This is a genomic window from Pseudomonas sp. NPDC087346, assembly GCF_044744235.1.
In the GTDB taxonomy this organism is placed as follows: domain Bacteria; phylum Pseudomonadota; class Gammaproteobacteria; order Pseudomonadales; family Pseudomonadaceae; genus Aquipseudomonas.
Genome location: NZ_JBIUXX010000078.1, coordinates 1 through 20,888, shown reverse-complemented (window position 1 = coordinate 20,888; position 20,888 = coordinate 1). Strand labels below are relative to the sequence as shown.

Here is a 20,888-nt window from a genome sequence, read left to right as displayed (position 1 = left end):
GGAATAGAGATTAGACGGGCTATAATGCGGCGCAACAAATGCACTCGTAGCTCAGCTGGATAGAGTACTCGGCTACGAACCGAGCGGTCACAGGTTCGAATCCTGTCGAGTGCACCATTTAAGAGTCACTTACAGCAATGTAAGTAACTTGGCTTCAACCAGTTGTGATCTGGTCTAAAAACACAAATGCACTCGTAGCTCAGCTGGATAGAGTACTCGGCTACGAACCGAGCGGTCACAGGTTCGAATCCTGTCGAGTGCACCATTTAAGAGATATTTGCAGCAATGCAGGTAGCTTGGCTTCAACCAGTTGTGATCTGGTCTAAAAACACAAATTGCACTCGTAGCTCAGCTGGATAGAGTACTCGGCTACGAACCGAGCGGTCACAGGTTCGAATCCTGTCGAGTGCACCATATACCGAAAAGCCCGCGTTTATCGCGGGCTTTTTGCTGTCCGGGATTTGGATTTTTCTTTCACGCATCCCCTCTCATCAAAACTCACCACTGCGCTACGCCCGCGCTTTGGTTTGTATTGCCAGGCAGTGCTCGAATTGCGAATGCTGACCTTGTCTGGCTTGCCCAGCACGGCTTCGACATCCCTTTGATCCATCCCGGCAATGATCCGCTGATTGATGATCGCTTCACGACGTTGTCTGGCATCGATCAGATTTGCGCATTTACCTTCCCGAGAGCCGACAATGCCCGGCTCGCGCCTTTTAGTATTCATACCGGATGTTTCTTCGTGGTTGGCTTCCGGCATCACGGCGACAACCGATCCCGGAAAATAAGGGCGTACTTCCTGCTGCGTAAGGCGTTCATCGCTCGCGCAACTCATCGTTGTGAAGGTAATGCCGCCGTCGGCAGCTTCGCAGCGGTGAATCGCAGTCGCGGCCCCGGTGCGCGGCAGGCAGAGCAGGGCGGTGATGAAAAAAATGACTGTTTGAGATGGCATTCGACGTCCTCCATGACGATCTATGCTCAAGGGTAGCCGCTACATTTTTCGGCGCAGGTGTGTTTTCTTTTCAGGATGAGTCGTCGCATTTGCACGGATCAGGAGAGCGCTCAGGTTTGTCACGCAAGCGCTTGTTTCAGCCGTGATTTTTTAACGTTTTAAACCGTCAGGCGTGTATCATTGCGCCCGTCAGCCCCGCCGGGGCTTGTGGAATACCTCCATGGACTTACCCAGTAGTTACTCAGTACCCCGTTTTACCAATCATGAATTGACTGATTGATCCTTCCGGCGTGCCCCGCTGCTGGGAGTGGAGTTCGCCTATGTCTGAAATCGAAGTAAAGAAAACACAAGAAAGCCTGCAGGATCGTCTGGCTCAGGTCGTTGAGCTGCTGCAGCGCCAGCGGGTCGTCGAAGACCTGACTCATCGCCAGGAAGGCCAGAATCAAGACCGGGTGGAAAACCTGGTCCACCGGCAGAATCTCGTCGAGCTGCAACGCAAACTCGATGATCTGCACTCCGCCGACGTTGCCTACATCCTTGAAGCCTTGCCGCTGAGCGATCGACTGACGCTCTGGCAACTGGTCAAGGCTGACCGCGACGGCGACATTCTTCTCGAAGTATCCGATTCCGTTCGTGAAACGCTGATCGCCGACATGGACGATCACGAGCTCCTGGCTGCGGCCAAGGACATGGACGCCGACGAACTTGCTGACCTGGCCTCCGAGCTGCCGCGAGACGTCGTCCATGAGCTGATGGAAACGCTCGACCTGCAACAACGCGAGCGTGTGCGTTCGGCCCTGTCCTATGACGAGGAGCAGGTCGGCGCGCTGATGGACTTCGAGATGGTGACCATCCGCGAGGATGTCAGCCTTGAAGTGGTTCTGCGTTACCTGCGTCGCCTGAAAGAGCTGCCGGGTCATACCGATAAGTTGTTCGTAGTCGATTACGACGGCGTGCTCAAGGGCGTGCTGCCGATCAAGCGTTTGCTGGTCAACGACCCGGATAAACAGGTTGCCGAGGTCATGGCCAGCGATCCGGTGAGTTTCCATCCGGACGAAGACGCCTATGATGCCGCACAGGCGTTCGAGCGTTACGACTTGATCTCCGCCCCGGTCGTCGACAAGAACGGCAAGCTGATCGGCCGTCTGACCATCGACGAAATGGTCGACCTGATTCGTGAAGAGAGCGAAAACGAAGTTCTCAACATGGCGGGTCTGCGTGAAGAAGAAGATATTTTCGCTTCAGTCTGGAAGTCCCTGCGCAACCGCTGGGCGTGGCTGGCGATCAACCTGATCACCGCGTTCATTGCCTCGCGGGTGATCGGTCTGTTTGAAGGCTCGATCGAGAAGTTGGTGGCGCTGGCGGCACTGATGCCGATCGTTGCGGGTATTGGCGGTAACTCCGGCAACCAGACGATCACCATGATCGTGCGTGCGATGGCGCTCGACCAGGTCAGCACCGGCAACACTTCACGCTTGATGCGTAAAGAGCTGGCCGTAGGCCTGATCAACGGTCTGGTATGGGGTGGGGTGATCGGTGTGGTCGCTTATTTGCTCTACGGCAGTTGGTCGCTGGGTGTGGTGATGACCGCCGCGATGACCCTGAACCTGCTGCTCGCAGCGTTGATGGGGGTGTTGATCCCGATGACCTTGGCCAAGATGGGCCGCGACCCGGCAATGGGTGCGAGCGTGATGATTACCGCGATGACCGACAGCGGTGGTTTCTTCATCTTCCTGGGGTTGGCGACGATCTTCCTGCTCTGACCGCCAGCCAAGAAAAAGCCCGCCGAAATGGCGGGCTTTTTTTCGCCTGTAAAAAGGCAAATTCCGCGCAAAAAAAAGCCAGCAAATCTGCTGGCTTGAGATATTCGTTTTGGATCAGGAGGCGTCTGCGGCCATTTCAGCGTCGTGAGCGATCAGCGACACCAGAGCGTTCTGCTGACGGTGAGACAGCTGACGGAAGCGTTGCAACAGCTCGCGCTCGTGCAGCGACAGCTCAGGGCTGTCCAGACGCATGCTCAGCTCTTCGCCCAGTGCGCCTTCCTGAATAAGACTCTGCTCAAGGCGCGCAATGATCTCGGAGTTCATGCTGCGATGATGATTGCGAGCCACTTCGGCAATGCGTTCACGCATCCCGTCTGGCAGACGTACGACGAACTTGTCAGCCGTACGGCTGGAATAAATTGCCTGTTTCAATGGGCGCATATATTTAACCGGTTAGTTCAGGGGAGCGGTTCTCGGAATTGGCCGCAAGATGTGTGTTAGGACAAGCATCCGCGCCAAATGGTTCAACCTGAATTGTTAAGAGGCGCGCATCATGCCTCAAAATTGCCAGATCATTGGCGTCAATTCTGTGACAAATATTGAGCTGGGTAAAGGCGTAATGCCAGCACCAATTATCAGAAATGCGGACTGGTTGGAAAACTTTGCCTCAGTCCGTACATCTGACCGCGTCCCGTGGCTCACCCGCTGATGTTTTGAGGCATCAGAACGTGCATGCTATGCGGCTTCGATCTCTGTTCCTTACCCTGTACAGGATAGTGGCAATTTGCCGATTTACTAGGGGCAGACACGCTCTGGAGGGCGTTTTCAGGATGGATGGCAGGCTTATTTACTTAATGGGACCGTCCGGCTCTGGCAAAGACAGCCTGATCGACGCTGCACGTGAGCGCTTGCGCCTGATGAGCTGCGAAGTGGCGCGCCGGGTCATCACCCGTTCGGCGGAATCTGTAGGTGAAGATGCGGTCGGGGTAACCCCGGCGGAGTTCGAGCGGCTGCAGTTGGCGGGGGAGTTTGCCTTGGCCTGGCACGCCAATGGGCTTGATTACGGCATCCCGGCAGAAATCGACCAATGGTTGAAATCCGGACGACATGTACTGGTGAATGGCTCTCGCGGCCATCTGCGCGAGGCTCAGGAGCGTTATCCGACGTTATTGTCGGTGCTGCTGACGGTCAGGGATGAAGTGCTGCGTGAGCGGCTGCTCAGGCGAGGTCGAGAGACCCGTGAACAAATTGACCAGCGGCTTGCCCGCAATGCCCTGTTCACCGAAAGACGATCAAGCAACCAGGCTGTTTTTCAACTCGATAATTCGGGCGACCTGGCTGACGCCGTCAATAACCTGCTGGACTGGATCAGAATCAGCGCAGTACCGGATCAAACTTGATCCTGCGCCCGGCAACCAATGCCAAAACGAAAAACGCAGCAAACACGCCACAGCCAATCAGCGGCAGGGTGACTTCGGTTTCCTCGAACAGCGAAAAATGCAGAGCGCCGCTCAACAAGGCGAGGATCAGAAATCCCGTGGCTGATTTGGACATGCTGTACTCCTGAAGATGATTCAAAAAACCAGACGTTCGCTATCGGTCGCTGGCAGCACTTGCTCAGGCTCACTGACGGCCTGCGCGGTGGCGCTGCTCTGATCGCTCAATACCGCCCATTGCGGCGCCTTCTGCACTTGCAGGTAATGCGGCATGCGCTGGGCCACCGCCTCATTGCTCTCGGGGACAAAATGAAACCCCAGCAAAACCGCGAGGGCGATTGCATTGGCGAGCAAGAGAGTGCGGTTCATGGGGCGTGCTCCGATTGTTCTTCTATAGAACAGGCAAAGCAGCCAGCGTGCCAACAGTCTAACCGCTGTTAAGTCCTTTAAAAACAGGCATTTAGCAGGGTTATCCGCAGGTCGCGCATTGCAATCTGCAATGATGGCTTTTTGCGGTGATGCAAAATGCACGGTAAATCTTCCGGCAGCATTGCAGGGCGCCTGCCTACACTTAAAAAGCACCCCGGACGACATGACAAATCATGGCCCGCCCGTTACCATGCACGCCGTCTGTCGCGCCGCGTCTGGCGTGCTTACCGTGTGTCTCAGTAGCTCAATTGGATAGAGCATCCCCCTCCTAAGGGGAAGGTTGCAGGTTCGAACCCCGCCTGGGACACCAATATTCAGAACGCCCACAAGCGTTTGCAAAAAAGCCCCGAGCAGGGAAGACCTGTCGGGGCTTTTTCATTTCTTTCGTCAGATGCTAATTCGCTGCGCCACCTTCGGCTTTGCCAATCGAGGCACTGACCTGGGTTATATGGCGGCGCCCGTTGACCGAATACGCCTTGCCCTGTTCTTCAGATCCCGGCTTGCGCAAGGCGAGTTGTGCAAACAGCCCGCTCTTTGCGTCATAGCTGCCATACCAGCTGATCAGTCTGGCAATAAAGCAGTCATTGCCGAGGATCACCGGGACATCCGCTACCGGTTCTATCGCGTAATAGCTGGCGCCGAAGCTGTAATAGTCATCGTCGCCCGGGCCTGACGGCGGGATCGGGCAGATCGGGGTTTTCTGCTGGCCGGACGTTGTCGTGTTGTTCTCATCAATTTTGGACAAGCCTTCAGTGAGTGCCTTTTGCACGTCTGGCTCAAGTTCGTAGGCTACTGGATTGTCCTGATTTTCCTGAGTGCGGGGCACGCTCAATTGATAGCGGTAGCGCACGGTTAGCGTTGGAACCATGCGGTTGATCTGCAAGGGGTTGAGCAGATAGACACTATCGACGCCGTAGGAACTGTCTCGATAGGCGGCGTAGAGTTTGCCGTGCATCTTGATCCAGTTGACTGCCTGGTTGGCGCCGCGATCATTGGTAGTGAACAGTGCGCTTTCGGCACGGGATTCAGCATCCATGGCAGCTGTTCGTTTGATGAACCGCTCACCGTCGCGGCGAAAGGTTTCAAAGTAAGTGAACAGCCCGGTGCCGCCGGCATAGGTCTTGACCATCAAGTCACGCCGTTGGTCGCCATCCAGATCCATCAGGACGTAAGAGTTCTGGCCGATCTCGGACTCGGTGTCGATACTGGATGCGTTCAGAGCTTTCCATTCATCCCGAGTCACTCCTTTGGGAATGTTCTTGGGGAAATGTGTTAAATCGCTGTCATCCCGGTCGCCGGAAAACGACGTTTTGCCAACACTCACCGTCAACGTCTCAAGCGTCTTCTCCAGCGCAAACTCTGGATCGTCCTTGCTCGCCGTCTCAACACGCTGGCGCAATTCCTCCAATACCTGCTTATCGATCTCATCCGGCGTGTACGCCACGCTATCAATCCATTGCGCTTGCAGCGATTCCAGACGTTCGCGATAACGCTGATTCATACAAGCGACATTTTCATCGCACTGGTTGCGCGCCTTTAACCAAAGGCGCTGAGCGTTTTTGATTTCGGTCTTCTGGTCGGGCGCAGACTTGATGAGCTTGCCGTAAACCGCGCCCATTTTTGCGTCCTGCTGATACAGGCCCTTATCCGCACAAATAGCATTTTCCACGGCCGTTGCCGCTTTGGTGCAGTCCATTCCGCTCGCCATTGCCTGCTGGAAAAACACCAGCGCAATGGCGGACACGATGTAGCGTCCTTTGATGTACACGATGAAAGCCTTGTATGAGGAAGTTGAGCTGGCGCGCAGGGTAATCGCTTGCCGATGAATCTTGAAGCGTCTGCTTCAGGGAACGGCATCTCTGGCCGATAACCCGAACGGTTCTTGCAAACTCATCGGCCGCGCACGAAATCGCTTGATAGCATTAGGCCTCCAGCTATCATCTGCGCGCCGCTGGAATGCCTTCGGTTCATTACCTTCAATTGTCTGGAAATCCTCGATGCTGTCGTATCACCAAAAGAGTTTTCTGATCGTCGATGATTTCTCGGATTTCCGCAGTTCCGTGCGCTCGATGTTGCGGGAATTGGGGGTCAAGGACGTGGACACCGCCGACACCGGCGAGCAGGCGCTGAAGATGTGCGCGCAGAAATCCTACGATTTCATCCTGCAGGATTTCCATCTCGGCGACGGCAAGAAAAACGGGCAGCAGGTGCTGGAAGACCTGATGCTGGAAAAGCTCATCAGCCATGAAGCGGTGTTCGTCATGGTCACCGCCGAGACCAGTCAGGCGATGGTGCTCAGTGCGCTGGAGCACGAGCCGGATGCCTATCTGACCAAACCGTTCAACCGCTCCGGCCTGGCTCAGCGCCTGGAGCGTCTGGAGCAGCGCAAGACGTTGCTCAAACCGATTCTGCAAGCCCTCGATCGGGGCAAGCCGATGGAGGTGCTTAACGCCTGCATCGCGCTGTGCAAACAGGACATTCGTTATTCGCCGCTGTGCCTGCGTTACCGCGCCGATGCCTTGCGCGACCTGAATCAGAACGAAGCGCTGGAGCGTCTTTACGACGGGATCATCGCCGACCGCCCGTTGCCCTGGGCGTTTGCCGGGTTGGGCAAATTGCTGTTCAAGCGCGGGCAAGTGGCGCAGGCGAAAGGCGTCTACGAAAAAGCGCTGAAGGTGTTTCCGATGATGCCGTCGCTGTATGACGGCATGGCCGATGTACTGGTTTCTGAAGGCGACACCAAAGGTGCGCAGCGGGTACTCGAAGAAGCAATTCGGCTGTCGCCGCTGGCGGTGCGTCGTCAGGCGTTGCTCGGCAAACTGGCGATGACTAACGAAGACTTCGACACCGCGTCGCGCGCCTATCGCCAAGCGGTCTCGCAGGGCGCGCAGTCGCGTTTCAAGGACCCGGAAAGTAACCTCGGCCTAGCGCACGCACTGATCAGCAAGGGCAGCGAACGTGGTCTCGATACGCGCACGCGGCTGGAGATCAACACCACGCTCAGCGCCGTGGCCAAGGAAAACCCGAGCGACCCGGGCTTGCAGATTCGTGCACGTTTGATGAAGGCCACCAGCCTGTTGCTCAACGATGCAGAAACCGCCGACAAGCTCACCGAGCAGGCGATGATGCGCCTCGACGGCATGGAACAGTTCATGAGCCCCGAGGCCGCGCTGCTGGTCGCCAAGCAATTGCAAATGCTTGGTCAGGCCGAGGCGGGCACTTCGATGCTCAAGAGTTGCGCGGAAATCTACGGTGATGATCCGGCGGTGATGAAAGACATCGCCAAGCTCACCGACGACCCGACTATTCTCAGCTCGAGCAACGCCGCCGCCGACCTCAACCGTCAGGGCGTGCGGGTCTACAAGACCGGCAATCTGGTCGAGGCCCGCGAGGTGTTCCGCAAGGCGCTGAAGATGCAGCCGAAGAACATCAGTATTGCGCTGAACATGGCTCAGTCGTTGTTGCACGGCACCGACACCAATGTGCCGTCGGCGGAGCTGGAAGAATGTCGGACCTGCCTGAAAATGGTCGGTCTGATGCCCGACACCGACGCGCGTTATCCGCGTTATCAGAAGCTGAAAAGCAAGGCGTTTGGCGAATGAACCAAGACGAGCAGGCACTGGATTTCTCCACGGTGATCGCCTCCACCGTCCACGACATGAAGAACTCGCTGGCGATGCTGATGCAGTCCCACAGCCAATGGCTGGCGCGTCTGCCCGAAGCGCAGCGCGCCGGGCCGGAGCAGGGCGTGATCGACTTCGAGTTCGCCCACCTCAACGGCATGCTGGTGCAACTGCTCGGGCTGTATAAGCTCGGCGTGAATCAGATGCCGCTGCAACCGGCGTATCACGAACTGGACGACTTCATCGAGGCGCAACTGGCGTCGCATCAAGAGGTGTTCGCCAGTCGCGGGATCATCGCAACGTATGAAGTTGATCCGCTGAGCCCGTTGGGTTTCTTCGACCGCGAACTGATCGCTTCGGTGCTGGGCAACTGCATCAATAACGCAATCCGCTATGCCCGCGAGTCGCTGCTGATCACGGTCAGCGACGAGGCCGGACAACTGGTGCTGACTATCAATGACGATGGCGATGGTTATCCACCGGAGATGCTCGAACGTCAGGCCGATAACGTGCAAGGCATCAATCACAGTACCGGCAGCACCGGACTGGGTTTGTACTTCGCCGCACGCATCGCCGCGCTGCATCAGCGCAATGGTGTGGTCGGGCGTACCGAAATCAGCAATGGCGGCCCGTTGGGCGGCGGCGTTTTCAGTCTCTACCTGCCCTAATGCAGGAGCTGCCGAAGGCTGCGATCTTTTGATCTTGCTCTTAAATGCAAAGTCAAAAGATCGCAGCCTGCGGCAGCTCCTACAGGTGGATTTCGCGTAGTTCTGGTTTTTGCGTGACGCTGCTTGATATTCCGAACAGCCGAAGCCTATTTTGTACGGGTCGCCGTTCGCGGCTCGCACAATAACAAGGATTGCGTCATGACAACCGATGGCCAGCGTTCACTCGCGCAGCGACTGACGGGCATTGATGAGATTGAATGTGTCACACCGGATTTGAACGGCGTGCCACGGGGCAAGGTGATGACCGCCGAGGGTTTCCTCGAAGGGCGGCGTTTGCAGATGGCGCGGGGTGTGCTGCTGCAATGCATCATGGGCGGTTATCCGCCGGCGCGTTTTTACGGCAGTGATGACGGTGACCTGGCGCTGGTGGCCGAGCCGTCGCAGATCCATGCACTGCCGTGGAGTGACGAGCCACGGGCCCTGGCAATTTGCGATGCCGATGAACTGACTGGCGAAAGTTCGCGCCTGTCGACCCGTGGCCAGCTCAAGGCTGTCATTGCGCGTTACGCCGCTCGCGGGCTGGCCCCGGTCGTCGCGACCGAACTGGAATTCTTTGTCTTCGCGCCCAACACTGATCCGACCCAACCCTTCAAGCCGCCAGTCGGTCTGGACGGTCGTCGCGAGGATGGTCAGTCGGCGTTCAGTGTCAGCTCCAACAACGGTCTGCGGCCGTTCTTCAGCGAAGTCTATAAATGCATGGCGGCCCTCGGCCTGCCGCGCGACACCTTCATGCACGAAATGGGCGTCAGCCAGTTCGAGATCAACCTGCTGCACGGTGATCCGTTGCTGCTGGCTGACCAGACTTTCCTGTTCAAGCATCTGCTCAAGGAAGTCGCGCTCAAGCACGGTTTGACCGTGGTGTGCATGGCCAAGCCACTGGCGCACACGCCGGGCAGCTCGATGCATATTCACCAAAGCATCGTCGAGATCGGCAGCGGCAAGAATGTGTTCAGCGATGACAATGGCCAACCGACTGCGATGTTCCGCCACTTTATCGGTGGGCAGCAGGCGGGCATGGCGGAGTTCACTGCGCTGTTTGCGCCGAACGTGAACTCCTATCAGCGTCTGTGCCATCCGTATGCTTCGCCGAATAACGCCTGCTGGTCGCACGACAACCGTGCCGCCGGCCTGCGCATTCCTGCGAGTTCGCCGGTCGCCCGTCGGGTCGAAAACCGTTTGCCGGGCGCCGACGCCAACCCGTATCTGGCGATTGCCGCCAGTCTGGCCGCCGGTTTGCATGGTATCGAGCACGAACTGGAGCCGACTGCGGCAATCCAGGGCGAGTTCGAGGTGCCGGACAATCTTTCGTTGCCGTGTACCTTGCATGCAGCACTCGAACGTCTGAAACGTAGCCAATTGGCCAAGGAACTGTTCGGCAAGGAGTTCATCGAAGGCTACATCGCTTCGAAAACCATGGAGTTGACCAGTTTCTTTGATGAAATAACTCCCTGGGAACGGCGTGTTCTAGCAGCCCAGGCCTGACGAATCGTCGCCATCGGGCTATCGTTTGATAGCCCGATACTCACTGCAAGGAGCCGCTCGGAACGCCGATGCGCCAAATCTGGAAATCCTTTCGAGCGCTGTATTTCGCCTCGCTGATGATGTTGATCGGCTCGGGTCTTTTGTCTACTTATCTGGGCTTGCGTCTGGCGGCTGATCACGTCGATGGACTGTGGATCGGTGCACTGATGGCAGCCAACTATTTCGGCCTGGTACTGGGCGGCAAGATCGGCCATCGGCTGATCGCCCGAGTCGGGCATATTCGTGCTTATTCCGCTTGTGCCGGCATTGTCGGTGCAGCAGTGCTCGGTCATGGTCTGGTGGACTGGCTGCCGGCATGGCTGGTGCTGCGGACCATCGTCGGCCTCGGCATGATGTGCCAATACATGGTGATCGAGAGCTGGCTCAACGAGCAGGCGGGTCCTAATCAGCGAGGGCTGGTGTTCAGCGGTTACATGATCGCTTCGTATCTGGGGCTGGTCTTGGGCCAACTGATTCTGGTCATGCACCCGGGGCTGGGACTTGAGTTGCTGATGCTCGTCGCCCTGTGTTTTGCGCTGTGTCTGGTGCCGGTGACGTTGACTCACCGGATTCACCCGGCGCCATTGCATCCGGCACCGATGGAGCCGCGCTTCTTCCTTAAACGAGTGCCGCAATCATTGAGCACGGTGCTGGGCGCTGGTTTGATTATCGGCTCGTTCTACGGTCTGGCGCCGTTGTATGCCTCGCAGCAAGGGCTGTCGACCGAGCAGGTCGGTCTGTTCATGGGTACCTGTATTTTCGCCGGGCTGCTGGTGCAATGGCCGCTGGGCTGGTTGTCCGATCGTTATGACCGGGCGTTGCTGATCCGTTGTTTTGCCGGGTTTCTGGCGGTTGCTGCGTTGCCACTGGCGATCATGCCGCAGGTGCCGCTGGAAGTGCTGTTTGTGGTTGGCTTCCTCTGTTCGCTGGTGCAGTTCTGCCTGTATCCGCTGGCGGTGGCATTCTCCAACGACCATGTCGAAGGTGATCGGCGGGTGTCGCTGACGGCGATGTTGCTGGTGACCTATGGCGTCGGTGCGAGTATCGGGCCGCTGGTCGCGGGTGTGCTGATGAAGTTCTTCGGCAGCCAGAGTCTGTATGCGTTCTTCAGCTTCTTTGCGCTGGTGCTGGTGTGGCGGATCAGGCCGAAAGCCGTGACCAATCTGCACCAGGTCGACGATGCGCCGCTGCATCACGTCGCGATGCCGGACAGTATGTCGAGTTCTCCATTGGTGGCTGCGCTTGATCCACGGGTCGATGAGCAGGTGGTGCAGGAGCAAATGCAGAATAGCCCTGAGCCTGAGCCTGAGCCTGAGAACGAACCGCAACCGGAGCCATCGGCAGACGCCGAGCCGGATGCTGTCGACGAAAAGCCTGCGCCGGACATCAGTGGTGCGCGGCCTTGATCGGTAGTGCAGAAATTTGATGTGTGGTGAAGATTAATTGTGGTGAGGGGATTTATCCCCGTTGGGTGGCGAAGCCGCCCCAGATTCCAAGTCATTTGGAATGCCGCGGTGAATGGTTTTACGACTGCCGCGCAGCCGAACGGGGCAGTGCGACGTTTCGCTAAATCCCCTAGCCACACGGTAGGTTTCGATCTTCCATAAAGCGGGCACAAAAAAACGGGCAGTCCCTTGCGGTGACTGCCCGTTTTTTATTGTGTCGCGATCAAAGATCGTCTTTATCAAACCGCCGTGCTTCGCGTTGCAGTTGATAAACGAAGCGCTCGACGTTGCGCGCGGCCGGGCCGCTGATGTTATGGAAACGCAGGCCGGCAAAAGTGATGTTGAGTTTTTCTTCGAAGTGCAGATAACGCAGCTCAACCGATACCGGTTGATTGCCGAACAGCGGAGCGGCAACGAGACGGTCATAGACCTGGCCCAGTTGCAGGCGGTCGGTGATATCGCCTTCGAAGCGCAGCTTGCAGCCGGTAGCAGAGATATCCAGCAGTTTGCCGTCAATCGGTGCCTTCAGCTTTTCGCCACCGAGCACGACGCTGACCAGATCGGTCAGTTTCAGAGCAGCACGAAAGGCGTTGCGGCGTTGGTGGTAAACCAATTCTTCTGGCAGTTCGCCGGTGTAGAAGCGGTCGCCTTCGATGTCTTTGATGGTCAGTGTGCCCGCGCATTCCCAAGCGATGCGGACGCCGTCGTGAAAGCCCTCGACGCGGAACGGCTCACCTGCTTCCAGGTAGCGTTCGCCATCGCGAGGGATCATTTCATCGAACTTGAGCGTATTGGTTTTCCGGTCAACTTCGATCAGATAGCTCTGAAAACGCTGGCTGCGCTCGTGGAACGTGATGATCAACGGATCGTGGCTTTCTTGCAGCTGGCGCAGGTTGCTGGAGATTTCCAGTGGCGTGGTGAGCACCTTAGGTGGCTGCGGAGCATCATCATTGGGCACGGTGTATCAATCTCCAGACAAAATATGACTACGACTAGCCAGCATTTTGCCAGCATGTTTCGCGGGTTGATAGAGCTGGCGCATCAACGGCTCATGCCTGGCTGAGCGGACGCGGCATTGCGGGCCTGGCAAAAGTGCCGCTGGCGTCATACAGCGCTGGCGGTTCGCCCCCGGTGAGGATTTTCAGCTGATTGGCCGTGGTGGCCTGCTGGATCAGGATCGACTGGCCATTCTTGACGTTGGCCGCCTGGCATTGAGCAAGGAGGTCAGTCAGGACGTCGCTTTCGCTGAGTAGTTGCGTGCCGATGCTCGACTGCGCGGCCAGTTGTTCCAGGCCTTGACGGTCGAGCGGCAGGTTGAGGCTGGCGAGGATTTCGCTGCGTTTGCGGCCATGCTGTTCAAGCAGAATGATCAATGCCTGTTTGCGCGCCAGAATATCTTCCAGCACCGGCATGTCACGACCGTGCAAAGCGATGGATTCGGATTGCAATAACTCCAGCAATTGTTGAGCTGGAGCAAAGTCGTCGGTGATCAGTTGCAGTAAATTAGTGTCGTGCATGGCTGGCCTTGGGTTTTAAGCGTCCAAAAGCCTCGCGCAGGCATAGGCCTAGCGCTGGGCTTCGAAGTTGAGCAGTTTGCTGGCTACACGGTTGCTGTCGACTTTATAGCTGCCATCGGCAATCGCTGCTTTCAACTCGGCCACGCGGGCTTTTTCGACGGCAGGCTGATCGCGCAGCTTGTCAGTGACCTTCTGCAACTGTTGAGCCTCATTGCTGAGGTGTACCGATTCCCCGCTTTTTGCGGTACTGGCCGTTTCGGCCGGGGTATTCAGCGGCGCGGAGGTGCCGTTTTCGGCGGTTTCCTTCGGTGCGCTGGTACGCGTACTGCCTGTAAGTGACGAGGAGCTGTTCAAACGGCTGAAATCGATGACCATGATAAAAAACCTCTGGGAATTTGGACGCTTGCCATGTTTTCGGCCATCCCCTGGAAAACTTTAGGCACATTTACTCAATGAGCCTGCATGCGCCGGTGCGTGTCCTGCTGCGGCACAGTTTAGGGAACAGGCTGGGTCAGCGCCAGTTTTCTCCATGGACATTCACATTGAAACTTCCACTTGGCCCGGCGCGATGACTTGCGCCTTGATGACTCGTTGGGAGTTGAGGTTTTTCACCCGGATCTGTTCTTTCAAACCGCCGTTGGACAAGGCTTCGCCGGGCATGCGCACGGCCAGTGTGCCACTGCGCGCGATGATCACCACCTGATCGCCTTTGCGCACGACTTCGGCCTGTTCGAGATGCACCAGGGTTATCACCTGATCGGCTACCGTTGGTCGGGTTAATTTCTGCCCGATTGCCTCGTCTACCGAGGTCAGGAAGCCCTGATTGATCACGCTGACGTCGCGCTCGCGCAAGGTCACGTCCTGCGGTTCGATAATTCCGGCGCGTTTGAGCGGGCGAGTGGTGGTCACAATCTCGCGAAACAGGCGGACTTGAGCGGGTACGAACACCGTCCAGGGCGAGGCGCCTTCGCAGCGAACCTTGACGGTGACCCGGCCCAATGGACGTGCCGGACTCTCCAGGGAGGCTGTCAATTCCTTGTCGCACATAGGCATGCGCATACGCGGATCGAGCTGCTTTACCTCGATTTCATAGCGGCCTTCCGTTTGACTGCTAGCCAGATAGTCTTCTACGGTGAACTCAAGAAAGCCCTGAGTGACGCCGATAAGCATGTCAGGCAAGGTAACCGCATCAGCAACGGCAGGGCTGCCGGCAGAAAAAGAGCAAACGGCCATCACCGCGCAAAGGTATCTGCGGCTCTGGGATGTCAGGTGTCGGAAAAATGTCGTTTGAGCGTTCATACGAGTTAAAAAGCAAGCGCCGTGCCGTTTAGCAATGAATGTGCGTCGCAACAACACTTGGCGTTGATGTAGGAGTCTGGGCATGGCTGGTGTAATGGATTCGGTGAACCAGCGCACGCAACTGGTGGGGCAGAATCGCCTGGAGCTGTTGTTGTTCCGTCTCGACGGCCAGCAGCTCTACGGAATCAACGTGTTCAAGGTGCGGGAAGTGCTGCAATGCCCGTCGCTGACGTTGATGCCCAAGTCCAGTCCTGTCGTGTGCGGGGTGGCGAATATTCGGGGGGCGACCATTCCGATCCTTGATCTGGCAATGGCGACCGGCTCGGGTGCGTTGAAAGACAAGAACAACCCGTTCGTGATCATCACGGAGTACAACACCAAGACCCAAGGGTTTCTGGTGCGCTCGGTGGAACGCATCGTCAACATGAACTGGGAAGAGATCCATCCGCCACCGAAGGGTACGGGTCGCGATCATTACCTGACCGCTGTGACTCGAGTGGACAATCAGTTAGTCGAAATCATCGATGTCGAGAAGGTACTGGCGGAAGTTGCGCCGACACCCGAAGCGATTTCGGTCGGCGTGGTCGATGTCGAAACCCAGCACAAGGCGTTGTCGTTGCGGGTACTGACGGTCGATGACTCGTCGGTGGCGCGCAAGCAGGTCTCGCGTTGCCTGCAAACGGTCGGCGTCGAAGTGGTGGCGTTGAACGACGGCAAGCAGGCGCTGGATTACCTGCGCAAGCTGGTCGATGAAGGCAAGAAGCCGGAAGAAGAGTTCCTGATGATGATCTCCGACATCGAGATGCCGGAGATGGACGGGTACACCCTGACGGCGGAGATCCGCAACGACCCGCGCATGCAAAAGCTTCATATCATCCTGCATACTTCGTTGTCCGGGGTATTCAATCAGGCGATGGTCAAGAAAGTCGGTGCCGATGACTTTCTGGCCAAGTTCCGTCCTGATGACCTGGCATCCCGGGTAGTCGACCGGATCAAAGCAGCAGATATCAGCTAGGGGCGTTTTGTCCCTGGTGATCAACACGATTTAAGAGGCGGCATCATTGTCTACGGGTAATTTGGATTTCGAACAGTTCCGGGTCTTCCTGGAAAAGGCCTGTGGCATTTTGCTCGGCGAAAACAAGCAGTACCTCGTCTCGAGCCGTCTCAACAAACTGATGGAACAGCAAGGCATCAAATCCCTGGGTGAGCTGGTTCAGCGCATCCAGACCCAGCCGCGCAGTGGTTTGCGCGAGCAAGTGGTGGATGCCATGACGACCAACGAAACTTTGTGGTTTCGTGACACCTATCCGTTTGAAGTCTTGAAGAACAAGGTGCTGCCCGAGGCGATCAAGGCCAGCCCCAACCAGCGTTTGCGGATCTGGTCGGCGGCCTGTTCGTCGGGTCAGGAACCGTATTCGCTGTCGATGTCGATTGACGAGTTCGAGCGCGTTAACCTCGGTCAGTTGAAGATGGGCGTGCAGATCGTTGCCACTGATCTGTCCGGTCTCATGTTGAACAACTGCAAGACCGGCGAGTACGACAGCCTGGCAATCGGTCGCGGTTTGTCGCCCGATCGCCTTCAGCGTTACTTCGACCCGAAAGGGCCAGGCCGCTGGGCAATCAAGGCGCCGATCAAGAATCGCGTGGAGTTTCGCTCGTTCAACCTGCTCGACAGTTACGCCGCGCTGGGCAAGTTCGACATCGTGTTCTGCCGCAACGTACTGATCTACTTCTCCGCCGAGGTGAAGAAAGACATTCTGTTGCGTATTCACAGCACGTTGAAGCCGGGTGGTTATCTGTTCCTTGGCGCTTCCGAAGCGCTGAACGGTTTGCCGGATCATTACCAGATGGTCCAGTGCAGCCCGGGGATCATTTACCAGGCTAAATAACGGTTTGATCGCTGCATAAAAAACGGGAGTCCTCAGGGCCTCCCGTTTTTTTATGCCTGACGATTATTCGAATCCACTAAAAAAACCTGTGGGAGCGTGGCTTGCCAGCGATAGCGTCGTGTCACTCGACATCAATTAATCAGGCAGTCCGTCATCGCTGGCAAGCCAGGCTCCCACAGGTTTTGTGTTGTCGGTGATAAGGGGGCAAGCGGCAGAAAAGCGGCATCTGGCGGAAACCGGTTGCCGCTTTTCTGGCATTGCCGCATTGCCGTTGCCCGCAAAGCCCCGGTTTTCGGGGGTTTTAAAATTGGCACGCGGCTTGCTATAGCCCTGTTACGAAAAACCCGGTCACCTGAAGGTTCCCGACATGAGCATCAGCTTCGATAAAGCGCTCGGAATTCACGAAAAAGCCCTGGGCTTCCGCGCCCAGCGTGCCGAAGTCCTGGCCAACAACATCGCCAACGCCGATACCCCGAACTACAAGGCTCGGGATCTGGAATTCTCCAAAGTGCTTGAAGCACAGAGCCAGAAAACCAACAACGGCACCATCGCCTTGAACATGACCAACAGCCGTCATATCGAGGCCGAAGGTCTGGGCAATGGCGACGAATCGCTGATGTATCGCACGCCGATGCAACCTTCGATCGACCAGAACACCGTGGATGCCCAGCTGGAACAGTCCAACTACGCGGAAAACGCCGTGGGCTTCCAGGCCAGCTTCACCCTGCTCAACAGCAAATTCAAAGGGCTGGTTTCAGCCCTGCGCGGAGAATAATTCATGTCTCTATCCAGTGTTTTCAACATTGCCGGTAGCGGCATGAGCGCGCAGACCACGCGTTTGAACACCGTGGCCTCGAACATCGCCAACGCCGAAACCGTCTCGTCGAGCATCGACCAGACCTATCGTGCTCGTCACCCGGTGTTCGCCACCATGTTCCAGGGCGGCCAGAGCGGCGGCAGCGATTCGCTGTTCCAGAATCAGGACGCTGCCGGCCAGGGCGTACAAGTCATGGGCGTGGTCGAAGACCAGAGCAATCTCGAAGCACGCTACGAGCCGAACCATCCGGCGGCCGATGCCAAAGGCTACGTCTACTACCCGAACGTCAACGTGGTGGAAGAGATGGCTGACATGATTTCCGCGAGTCGTTCGTTCCAGACCAACGCCGAAATGATGAACACCGCCAAAACCATGATGCAGAAGGTACTGACCCTCGGTCAGTAATAAGGGGCGACTGCGATGAGTGTTACCGATTCCACCGGCAGCCTGAGTTTGAAGGACATACTGGCCAACTCTTCCAAGACGACCAGTAGCACCACCACTGGCGGCATTGCGTCCGCCACCAACAGCGCGACTGGCGGCCAGGCTCTGGGCAAGGATGCGTTCCTGCAATTGCTGGTGACCCAGCTGAAAAACCAGAACCCGCTCGACCCGCAGGACAACAGCGCATTCGTTGCCCAGCTGGCGCAGTTCAGTAGTCTGGAAGGCATCACCACGCTGAACTCCACCGTGAGCGGCCTGGCCGGCAACTACAACTCTTCGCAAGCCTTGCAGGCTTCGTCGCTGGTTGGGCGCAATGTGATTGTGCAGACCAACTCCGCCCAGCTCGACGATCCGACCAAAGGCCTGACCGGTTCGGTCAACCTCGCGACCTCCATTGCTGGCGGCACCGTGACCATCACCGACAAGGACGGCAAAGCCGTACGAGTCATCGACCTGGGCAGTCGCGCAGCCGGCAATGCCAGCTTTACCTGGGATGGTAAAGACAAGGACGGCGTTGTTGTGCCTACCGGTACTTACACCTTCAAGGCCAGCGCACCGATCAATGGCACCGCGACGGATCTGGCGACGTACCTGCCAGCAACCGTCAACAGCGTGACGATCAGCCAGACCGGTGGCGAGCTGATGCTCAACCTGGCCGGCAAGGGCACCGTTGCCCTGTCCAAAGTACAAACCATTGGTATATAGAGCCGACTAACCGGCACAAAGGAGTGGAATATGTCTTTCAATATCGGCCTTAGCGGTCTCTATGCAGCCAACAAACAACTGGACGTGACCGGCAACAACATCGCCAACGTCGCGACCGCCGGTTTCAAATCGTCCCGTGCAGAATTCGAAGACGTCTACTCGGCCACTCGCCTGGGTAGCGGCAGCAAAGTGATTGGTAACGGCGTGCGCCTGGCCAACGTTTCCCAGCAGTTCACCCAAGGTGACATCAACAACACCGGTAACGTGCTGGACATGGGCATCAACGGTTCGGGCTTCTTCACCATGAGCAACAACGGTTCGGTGTCCTATACCCGTGCCGGTACGTTCAAGGTCGATAACGCCGGTTACATCACCAACACCGACTACACCTCGCGTCTGCAAGGTTACGGTGTGGATGCCAACGGCAAGATCATCAACGGCGTGTTGACCGATTTGAAGATCGATACGTCGAACCTGGCGCCGAAATCGACTTCCACCGTGACTTCGTCTATCAACCTGAACTCCTCGGCACCAAAAATCGTCGATACGGGCACCAACGCTGTCGTGTTCGATCCGACCAAGCTTGCGACGTACACCAAGTCGTTCAGTACCCCGATCTATGACACTCAGGGCAACTCGCATGTCATGGATCAGTACTTTGTGAAGACTGATGACAATACCTGGAAGGTTTACACCCTGGTGGATGGGCGCAATCCGGACGCTACCGGTAGCGATCCAAGCGATCCTGCTACTCCTCCTGTTGCTTCGACACTGACGTTCGACAGCTCTGGCAATTTGACTCAGGTCAGCACGCCAAACCCGCTGGACCCCCTCAAGCCGATCATCAGCAGCGACTTGACGCTGGCCAACTGGAAGCCAGGCACCGTCACCAACGGCAAATTCACGCCTAACGGCGCATCTGCCAACACGGCTGGCGTGACTATCTCCATGGCCAAGACCACCCAGTACAACGCTGACACCGCACGTTCGATCCCGACTCAGGATGGTTACGCCACTGGCCAGATCACTAACCTGACCATCGACGGCACCGGCACGCTGTTCGCCAACTTCAGCAACAACCAGAGCAAGGCCATCGGCCAGGTTGCGCTGGCGAGCTTCACCAACGAACAGGGCCTGCAGGCCATCGGTGGTACCAGCTGGAAAGAGACTTTTGCTTCGGGTATCCCGGGCTACGACGCGCCGGAAACCGGCACTTTGGGTTCGATCGCGTCGAACTCGCTGGAAGAGTCCAACGTTAACCTGACCAATGAGCTGGTTGATCTGATCAAGGGTCAGAGCAACTATCAGGCGAACGCCAAGACTATTTCGACTCAGAGCACCATCATGCAGACCATCATTCAGATGACTTGATTCTGGTTTCTGGTTGTACAAAGGAGCCCCTCGATTGAGGGGCTTTTTTGTGGGCGCTTTTTAGGGGGGGATGTCCGTTGCGGCCATCTCGCTGGGACTCGGGGAGCACAGCCGAGCTAACGCTGATCTTGTGAGTGGAGCGACGCAGATCCTGTGGAAGCTTGTTTGCCAGCGATGGCGGCCTGACAGCCACACTGTTCGGTCCAGATGTACACCATCCCGTGTAGGAGCTGCCGAAGGCTGCGATCTTTTGACTTTGCTTTTATTGAAACAAGATCAAAAGATCGCAGCCTCGTTTCACTCGACAGCTCCTACAGGTTTGGCTGGCAAGGCATAAGTAATCACTGTTGATGCTGACGAAAATTCGACCGCGACCGTACGATCTTTTGATCCAGGCTTTTCCATCGCCCAAAAGAAAGCCCCCGACAAACCAGAAGTCTGTCGGGGGTTTTTCTCTGAGGAGTATCAGGCGTCTCGCAACGCCTGAATCAGCTCAGCTTATTGGCAAGCTTCGCAATCCGGCTCGTCAATCGCGCAAGCCTTTGGCACTGGAGCCGGGCCGGCAGGCGCTGCCAGAACCGAATCGTCGCCGTGGTTGCCGCCGCTGGATACAGCGTTCAGCTTGCCGGTGTTGATGGTCGACTTCTCGGTGCTGGTCGCGGCCAGGGCACGGAGGTAGTAAGTGGTTTTCAGACCACGGTACCAGGCCATGCGGTAGGTCACGTCGAGTTTCTTGCCCGATGCGCCAGCGATGTACAGGTTCAGCGATTGGGCCTGGTCGATCCACTTCTGACGACGGCTTGCCGCGTCAACGATCCACTTGGTGTCCACTTCGAATGCAGTCGCGTAGAGCTCTTTGAGTTCTTGCGGGATGCGCTCGATCTGCTGAACCGAACCGTCGTAGTACTTCAGGTCGTGGGGGTGGGGCTGGGGCCCCCGCCCCCGGGGC

The 20,888-nt window shown here is 57.1% G+C and carries 21 protein-coding genes, 4 tRNA genes and 1 pseudogene; 16 read left to right on the top strand and 10 right to left on the bottom strand.

What is annotated here, in order from left to right; genetic code table 11:
• Positions 1–40 precede the first annotated feature (40 nt).
• The 3 genes from ACIOZM_RS28370 (at position 41) to ACIOZM_RS28360 (ending at position 414) form a co-directional block, all read left to right on the top strand.
• Positions 41–117, top strand: a tRNA-Arg gene (locus ACIOZM_RS28370).
• A gap of 71 nt (positions 118–188) precedes the next feature.
• A tRNA-Arg gene (locus ACIOZM_RS28365) sits at positions 189–265 on the top strand.
• A 72-nt stretch (positions 266–337) separates the two neighbouring features.
• Positions 338–414 (top strand) — tRNA-Arg (locus tag ACIOZM_RS28360).
• Between the two features lie 19 nt (positions 415–433).
• On the opposite strand, the gene ACIOZM_RS28355 is transcribed toward ACIOZM_RS28360, so the two are convergent.
• Positions 434–952 carry a cell envelope protein SmpA gene (locus ACIOZM_RS28355; protein ID WP_401220159.1) on the bottom strand — a complete coding sequence of 173 codons (519 nt, stop codon included), beginning with the start codon at positions 950–952 and terminating at the stop codon, positions 434–436.
• Positions 953–1,272: 320 nt separating this feature from the next.
• Between ACIOZM_RS28355 and mgtE the strand changes: the two genes are divergently transcribed.
• The gene (gene mgtE / locus ACIOZM_RS28350; RefSeq protein WP_401220156.1) at positions 1,273–2,715 is read left to right on the top strand and encodes a magnesium transporter; all 1,443 of its coding nucleotides are present in this window, start codon (positions 1,273–1,275) and stop codon (positions 2,713–2,715) included.
• Between the two features lie 114 nt (positions 2,716–2,829).
• Here the strand turns inward: mgtE and ACIOZM_RS28345 are convergent, their stop codons facing one another.
• The gene (locus tag ACIOZM_RS28345; RefSeq protein WP_003178899.1) at positions 2,830–3,156 is read right to left on the bottom strand and encodes an Arc family DNA-binding protein; all 327 of its coding nucleotides are present in this window, start codon (positions 3,154–3,156) and stop codon (positions 2,830–2,832) included.
• 389 nt (positions 3,157–3,545) lie between these two features.
• Here ACIOZM_RS28345 and phnN point away from each other — a divergent pair, with 389 nt between their 5' ends.
• Positions 3,546–4,115 carry a phosphonate metabolism protein/1,5-bisphosphokinase (PRPP-forming) PhnN gene (gene phnN, locus ACIOZM_RS28340; protein ID WP_401220153.1) on the top strand — a complete coding sequence of 190 codons (570 nt, stop codon included), beginning with the start codon at positions 3,546–3,548 and terminating at the stop codon, positions 4,113–4,115.
• On the opposite strand, the gene ACIOZM_RS28335 is transcribed toward phnN, so the two are convergent.
• Positions 4,090–4,269, bottom strand: a complete 180-nt coding sequence (locus ACIOZM_RS28335) for a PA3371 family protein (RefSeq protein WP_401220150.1) — start codon at positions 4,267–4,269, stop codon at positions 4,090–4,092. The two genes, phnN and ACIOZM_RS28335, sit on opposite strands and share 26 nt — an antisense overlap.
• A 20-nt stretch (positions 4,270–4,289) precedes the next feature.
• Positions 4,290–4,520 carry a hypothetical protein gene (locus ACIOZM_RS28330; protein ID WP_401220147.1) on the bottom strand — a complete coding sequence of 77 codons (231 nt, stop codon included), beginning with the start codon at positions 4,518–4,520 and terminating at the stop codon, positions 4,290–4,292.
• 293 nt (positions 4,521–4,813) lie between these two features.
• Here ACIOZM_RS28330 and ACIOZM_RS28325 point away from each other — a divergent pair.
• Positions 4,814–4,890 (top strand) — tRNA-Arg (locus ACIOZM_RS28325).
• Between the two features lie 84 nt (positions 4,891–4,974).
• Here the strand turns inward: ACIOZM_RS28325 and ACIOZM_RS28320 are convergent.
• A complete protein-coding gene (locus ACIOZM_RS28320) occupies positions 4,975–6,324 on the bottom strand; it encodes a lysozyme inhibitor LprI family protein (RefSeq protein WP_401220144.1) in 1,350 nt (449 codons plus the stop codon).
• 253 nt (positions 6,325–6,577) lie between these two features.
• On the opposite strand from ACIOZM_RS28320, the gene ACIOZM_RS28315 reads away from it, so the two are divergent.
• The 4 genes from ACIOZM_RS28315 to ACIOZM_RS28300 all read left to right on the top strand — a co-directional run bounded on the left by ACIOZM_RS28315 (position 6,578) and on the right by ACIOZM_RS28300 (position 11,858).
• Positions 6,578–8,182: a response regulator gene (locus ACIOZM_RS28315; RefSeq protein ID WP_401220141.1), complete on the top strand. Its 1,605-nt coding sequence runs from the start codon at positions 6,578–6,580 to the stop codon at positions 8,180–8,182.
• Complete coding sequence (locus ACIOZM_RS28310) at positions 8,179–8,871, top strand: sensor histidine kinase (RefSeq protein WP_401220138.1); 693 nt, start codon at positions 8,179–8,181, stop codon at positions 8,869–8,871. Before ACIOZM_RS28315 ends, ACIOZM_RS28310 begins: the two co-directional genes overlap by 4 nt.
• Before the next feature lie 300 nt (positions 8,872–9,171).
• Positions 9,172–10,413, top strand: coding sequence for a glutamine synthetase family protein (locus ACIOZM_RS28305; protein ID WP_401220162.1), 1,242 nt, complete (start codon positions 9,172–9,174; stop codon positions 10,411–10,413).
• Positions 10,414–10,481: 68 nt separating this feature from the next.
• A complete protein-coding gene (locus ACIOZM_RS28300) occupies positions 10,482–11,858 on the top strand; it encodes an MFS transporter (protein WP_401220135.1) in 1,377 nt (458 codons plus the stop codon).
• Between the two features lie 262 nt (positions 11,859–12,120).
• Here the strand turns inward: ACIOZM_RS28300 and ACIOZM_RS28295 are convergent, their stop codons facing one another.
• From ACIOZM_RS28295 to flgA, 4 genes are all read right to left on the bottom strand, one after another.
• Entirely contained in the window at positions 12,121–12,855 is a 735-nt protein-coding gene (locus tag ACIOZM_RS28295) for a flagellar brake protein (RefSeq protein WP_401220132.1), read from the bottom strand.
• Between the two features lie 91 nt (positions 12,856–12,946).
• Positions 12,947–13,414 (bottom strand): flagella synthesis protein FlgN, encoded by a 468-nt coding sequence (locus tag ACIOZM_RS28290; RefSeq protein ID WP_401220130.1) that lies wholly within the window; start codon positions 13,412–13,414, stop codon positions 12,947–12,949.
• 48 nt (positions 13,415–13,462) lie between these two features.
• The gene (gene flgM, locus ACIOZM_RS28285; protein WP_401220127.1) at positions 13,463–13,789 is read right to left on the bottom strand and encodes a flagellar biosynthesis anti-sigma factor FlgM; all 327 of its coding nucleotides are present in this window, start codon (positions 13,787–13,789) and stop codon (positions 13,463–13,465) included.
• Positions 13,790–13,951: 162 nt separating this feature from the next.
• Entirely contained in the window at positions 13,952–14,713 is a 762-nt protein-coding gene (flgA, locus tag ACIOZM_RS28280) for a flagellar basal body P-ring formation chaperone FlgA (RefSeq protein WP_401220125.1), read from the bottom strand.
• A gap of 82 nt (positions 14,714–14,795) precedes the next feature.
• Here flgA and ACIOZM_RS28275 point away from each other — a divergent pair, with 82 nt between their 5' ends.
• The 6 genes from ACIOZM_RS28275 (at position 14,796) to flgE (ending at position 19,939) form a co-directional block, all read left to right on the top strand.
• Positions 14,796–15,728, top strand: a complete 933-nt coding sequence (locus ACIOZM_RS28275) for a chemotaxis protein CheV (protein WP_401220122.1) — start codon at positions 14,796–14,798, stop codon at positions 15,726–15,728.
• A 46-nt stretch (positions 15,729–15,774) separates the two neighbouring features.
• Positions 15,775–16,602, top strand: a complete 828-nt coding sequence (gene cheR / locus ACIOZM_RS28270) for a protein-glutamate O-methyltransferase CheR (RefSeq protein WP_401220119.1) — start codon at positions 15,775–15,777, stop codon at positions 16,600–16,602.
• Between the two features lie 367 nt (positions 16,603–16,969).
• Positions 16,970–17,377: a flagellar basal body rod protein FlgB gene (gene flgB, locus ACIOZM_RS28265; protein ID WP_401220116.1), complete on the top strand. Its 408-nt coding sequence runs from the start codon at positions 16,970–16,972 to the stop codon at positions 17,375–17,377.
• Positions 17,378–17,380: 3 nt separating this feature from the next.
• A complete protein-coding gene (gene flgC, locus ACIOZM_RS28260) occupies positions 17,381–17,824 on the top strand; it encodes a flagellar basal body rod protein FlgC (protein WP_034146132.1) in 444 nt (147 codons plus the stop codon).
• A gap of 15 nt (positions 17,825–17,839) precedes the next feature.
• Positions 17,840–18,568: a flagellar hook assembly protein FlgD gene (gene flgD, locus ACIOZM_RS28255; protein ID WP_401220113.1), complete on the top strand. Its 729-nt coding sequence runs from the start codon at positions 17,840–17,842 to the stop codon at positions 18,566–18,568.
• 30 nt (positions 18,569–18,598) lie between these two features.
• Positions 18,599–19,939 (top strand): flagellar hook protein FlgE, encoded by a 1,341-nt coding sequence (flgE, locus tag ACIOZM_RS28250; RefSeq protein ID WP_401220110.1) that lies wholly within the window; start codon positions 18,599–18,601, stop codon positions 19,937–19,939.
• A gap of 498 nt (positions 19,940–20,437) precedes the next feature.
• On the opposite strand, the pseudogene ACIOZM_RS28245 reads toward flgE, so the two are convergent.
• Positions 20,438–20,888, bottom strand: a pseudogene (locus ACIOZM_RS28245) (ribonucleoside-diphosphate reductase subunit alpha); the annotation flags it as partial.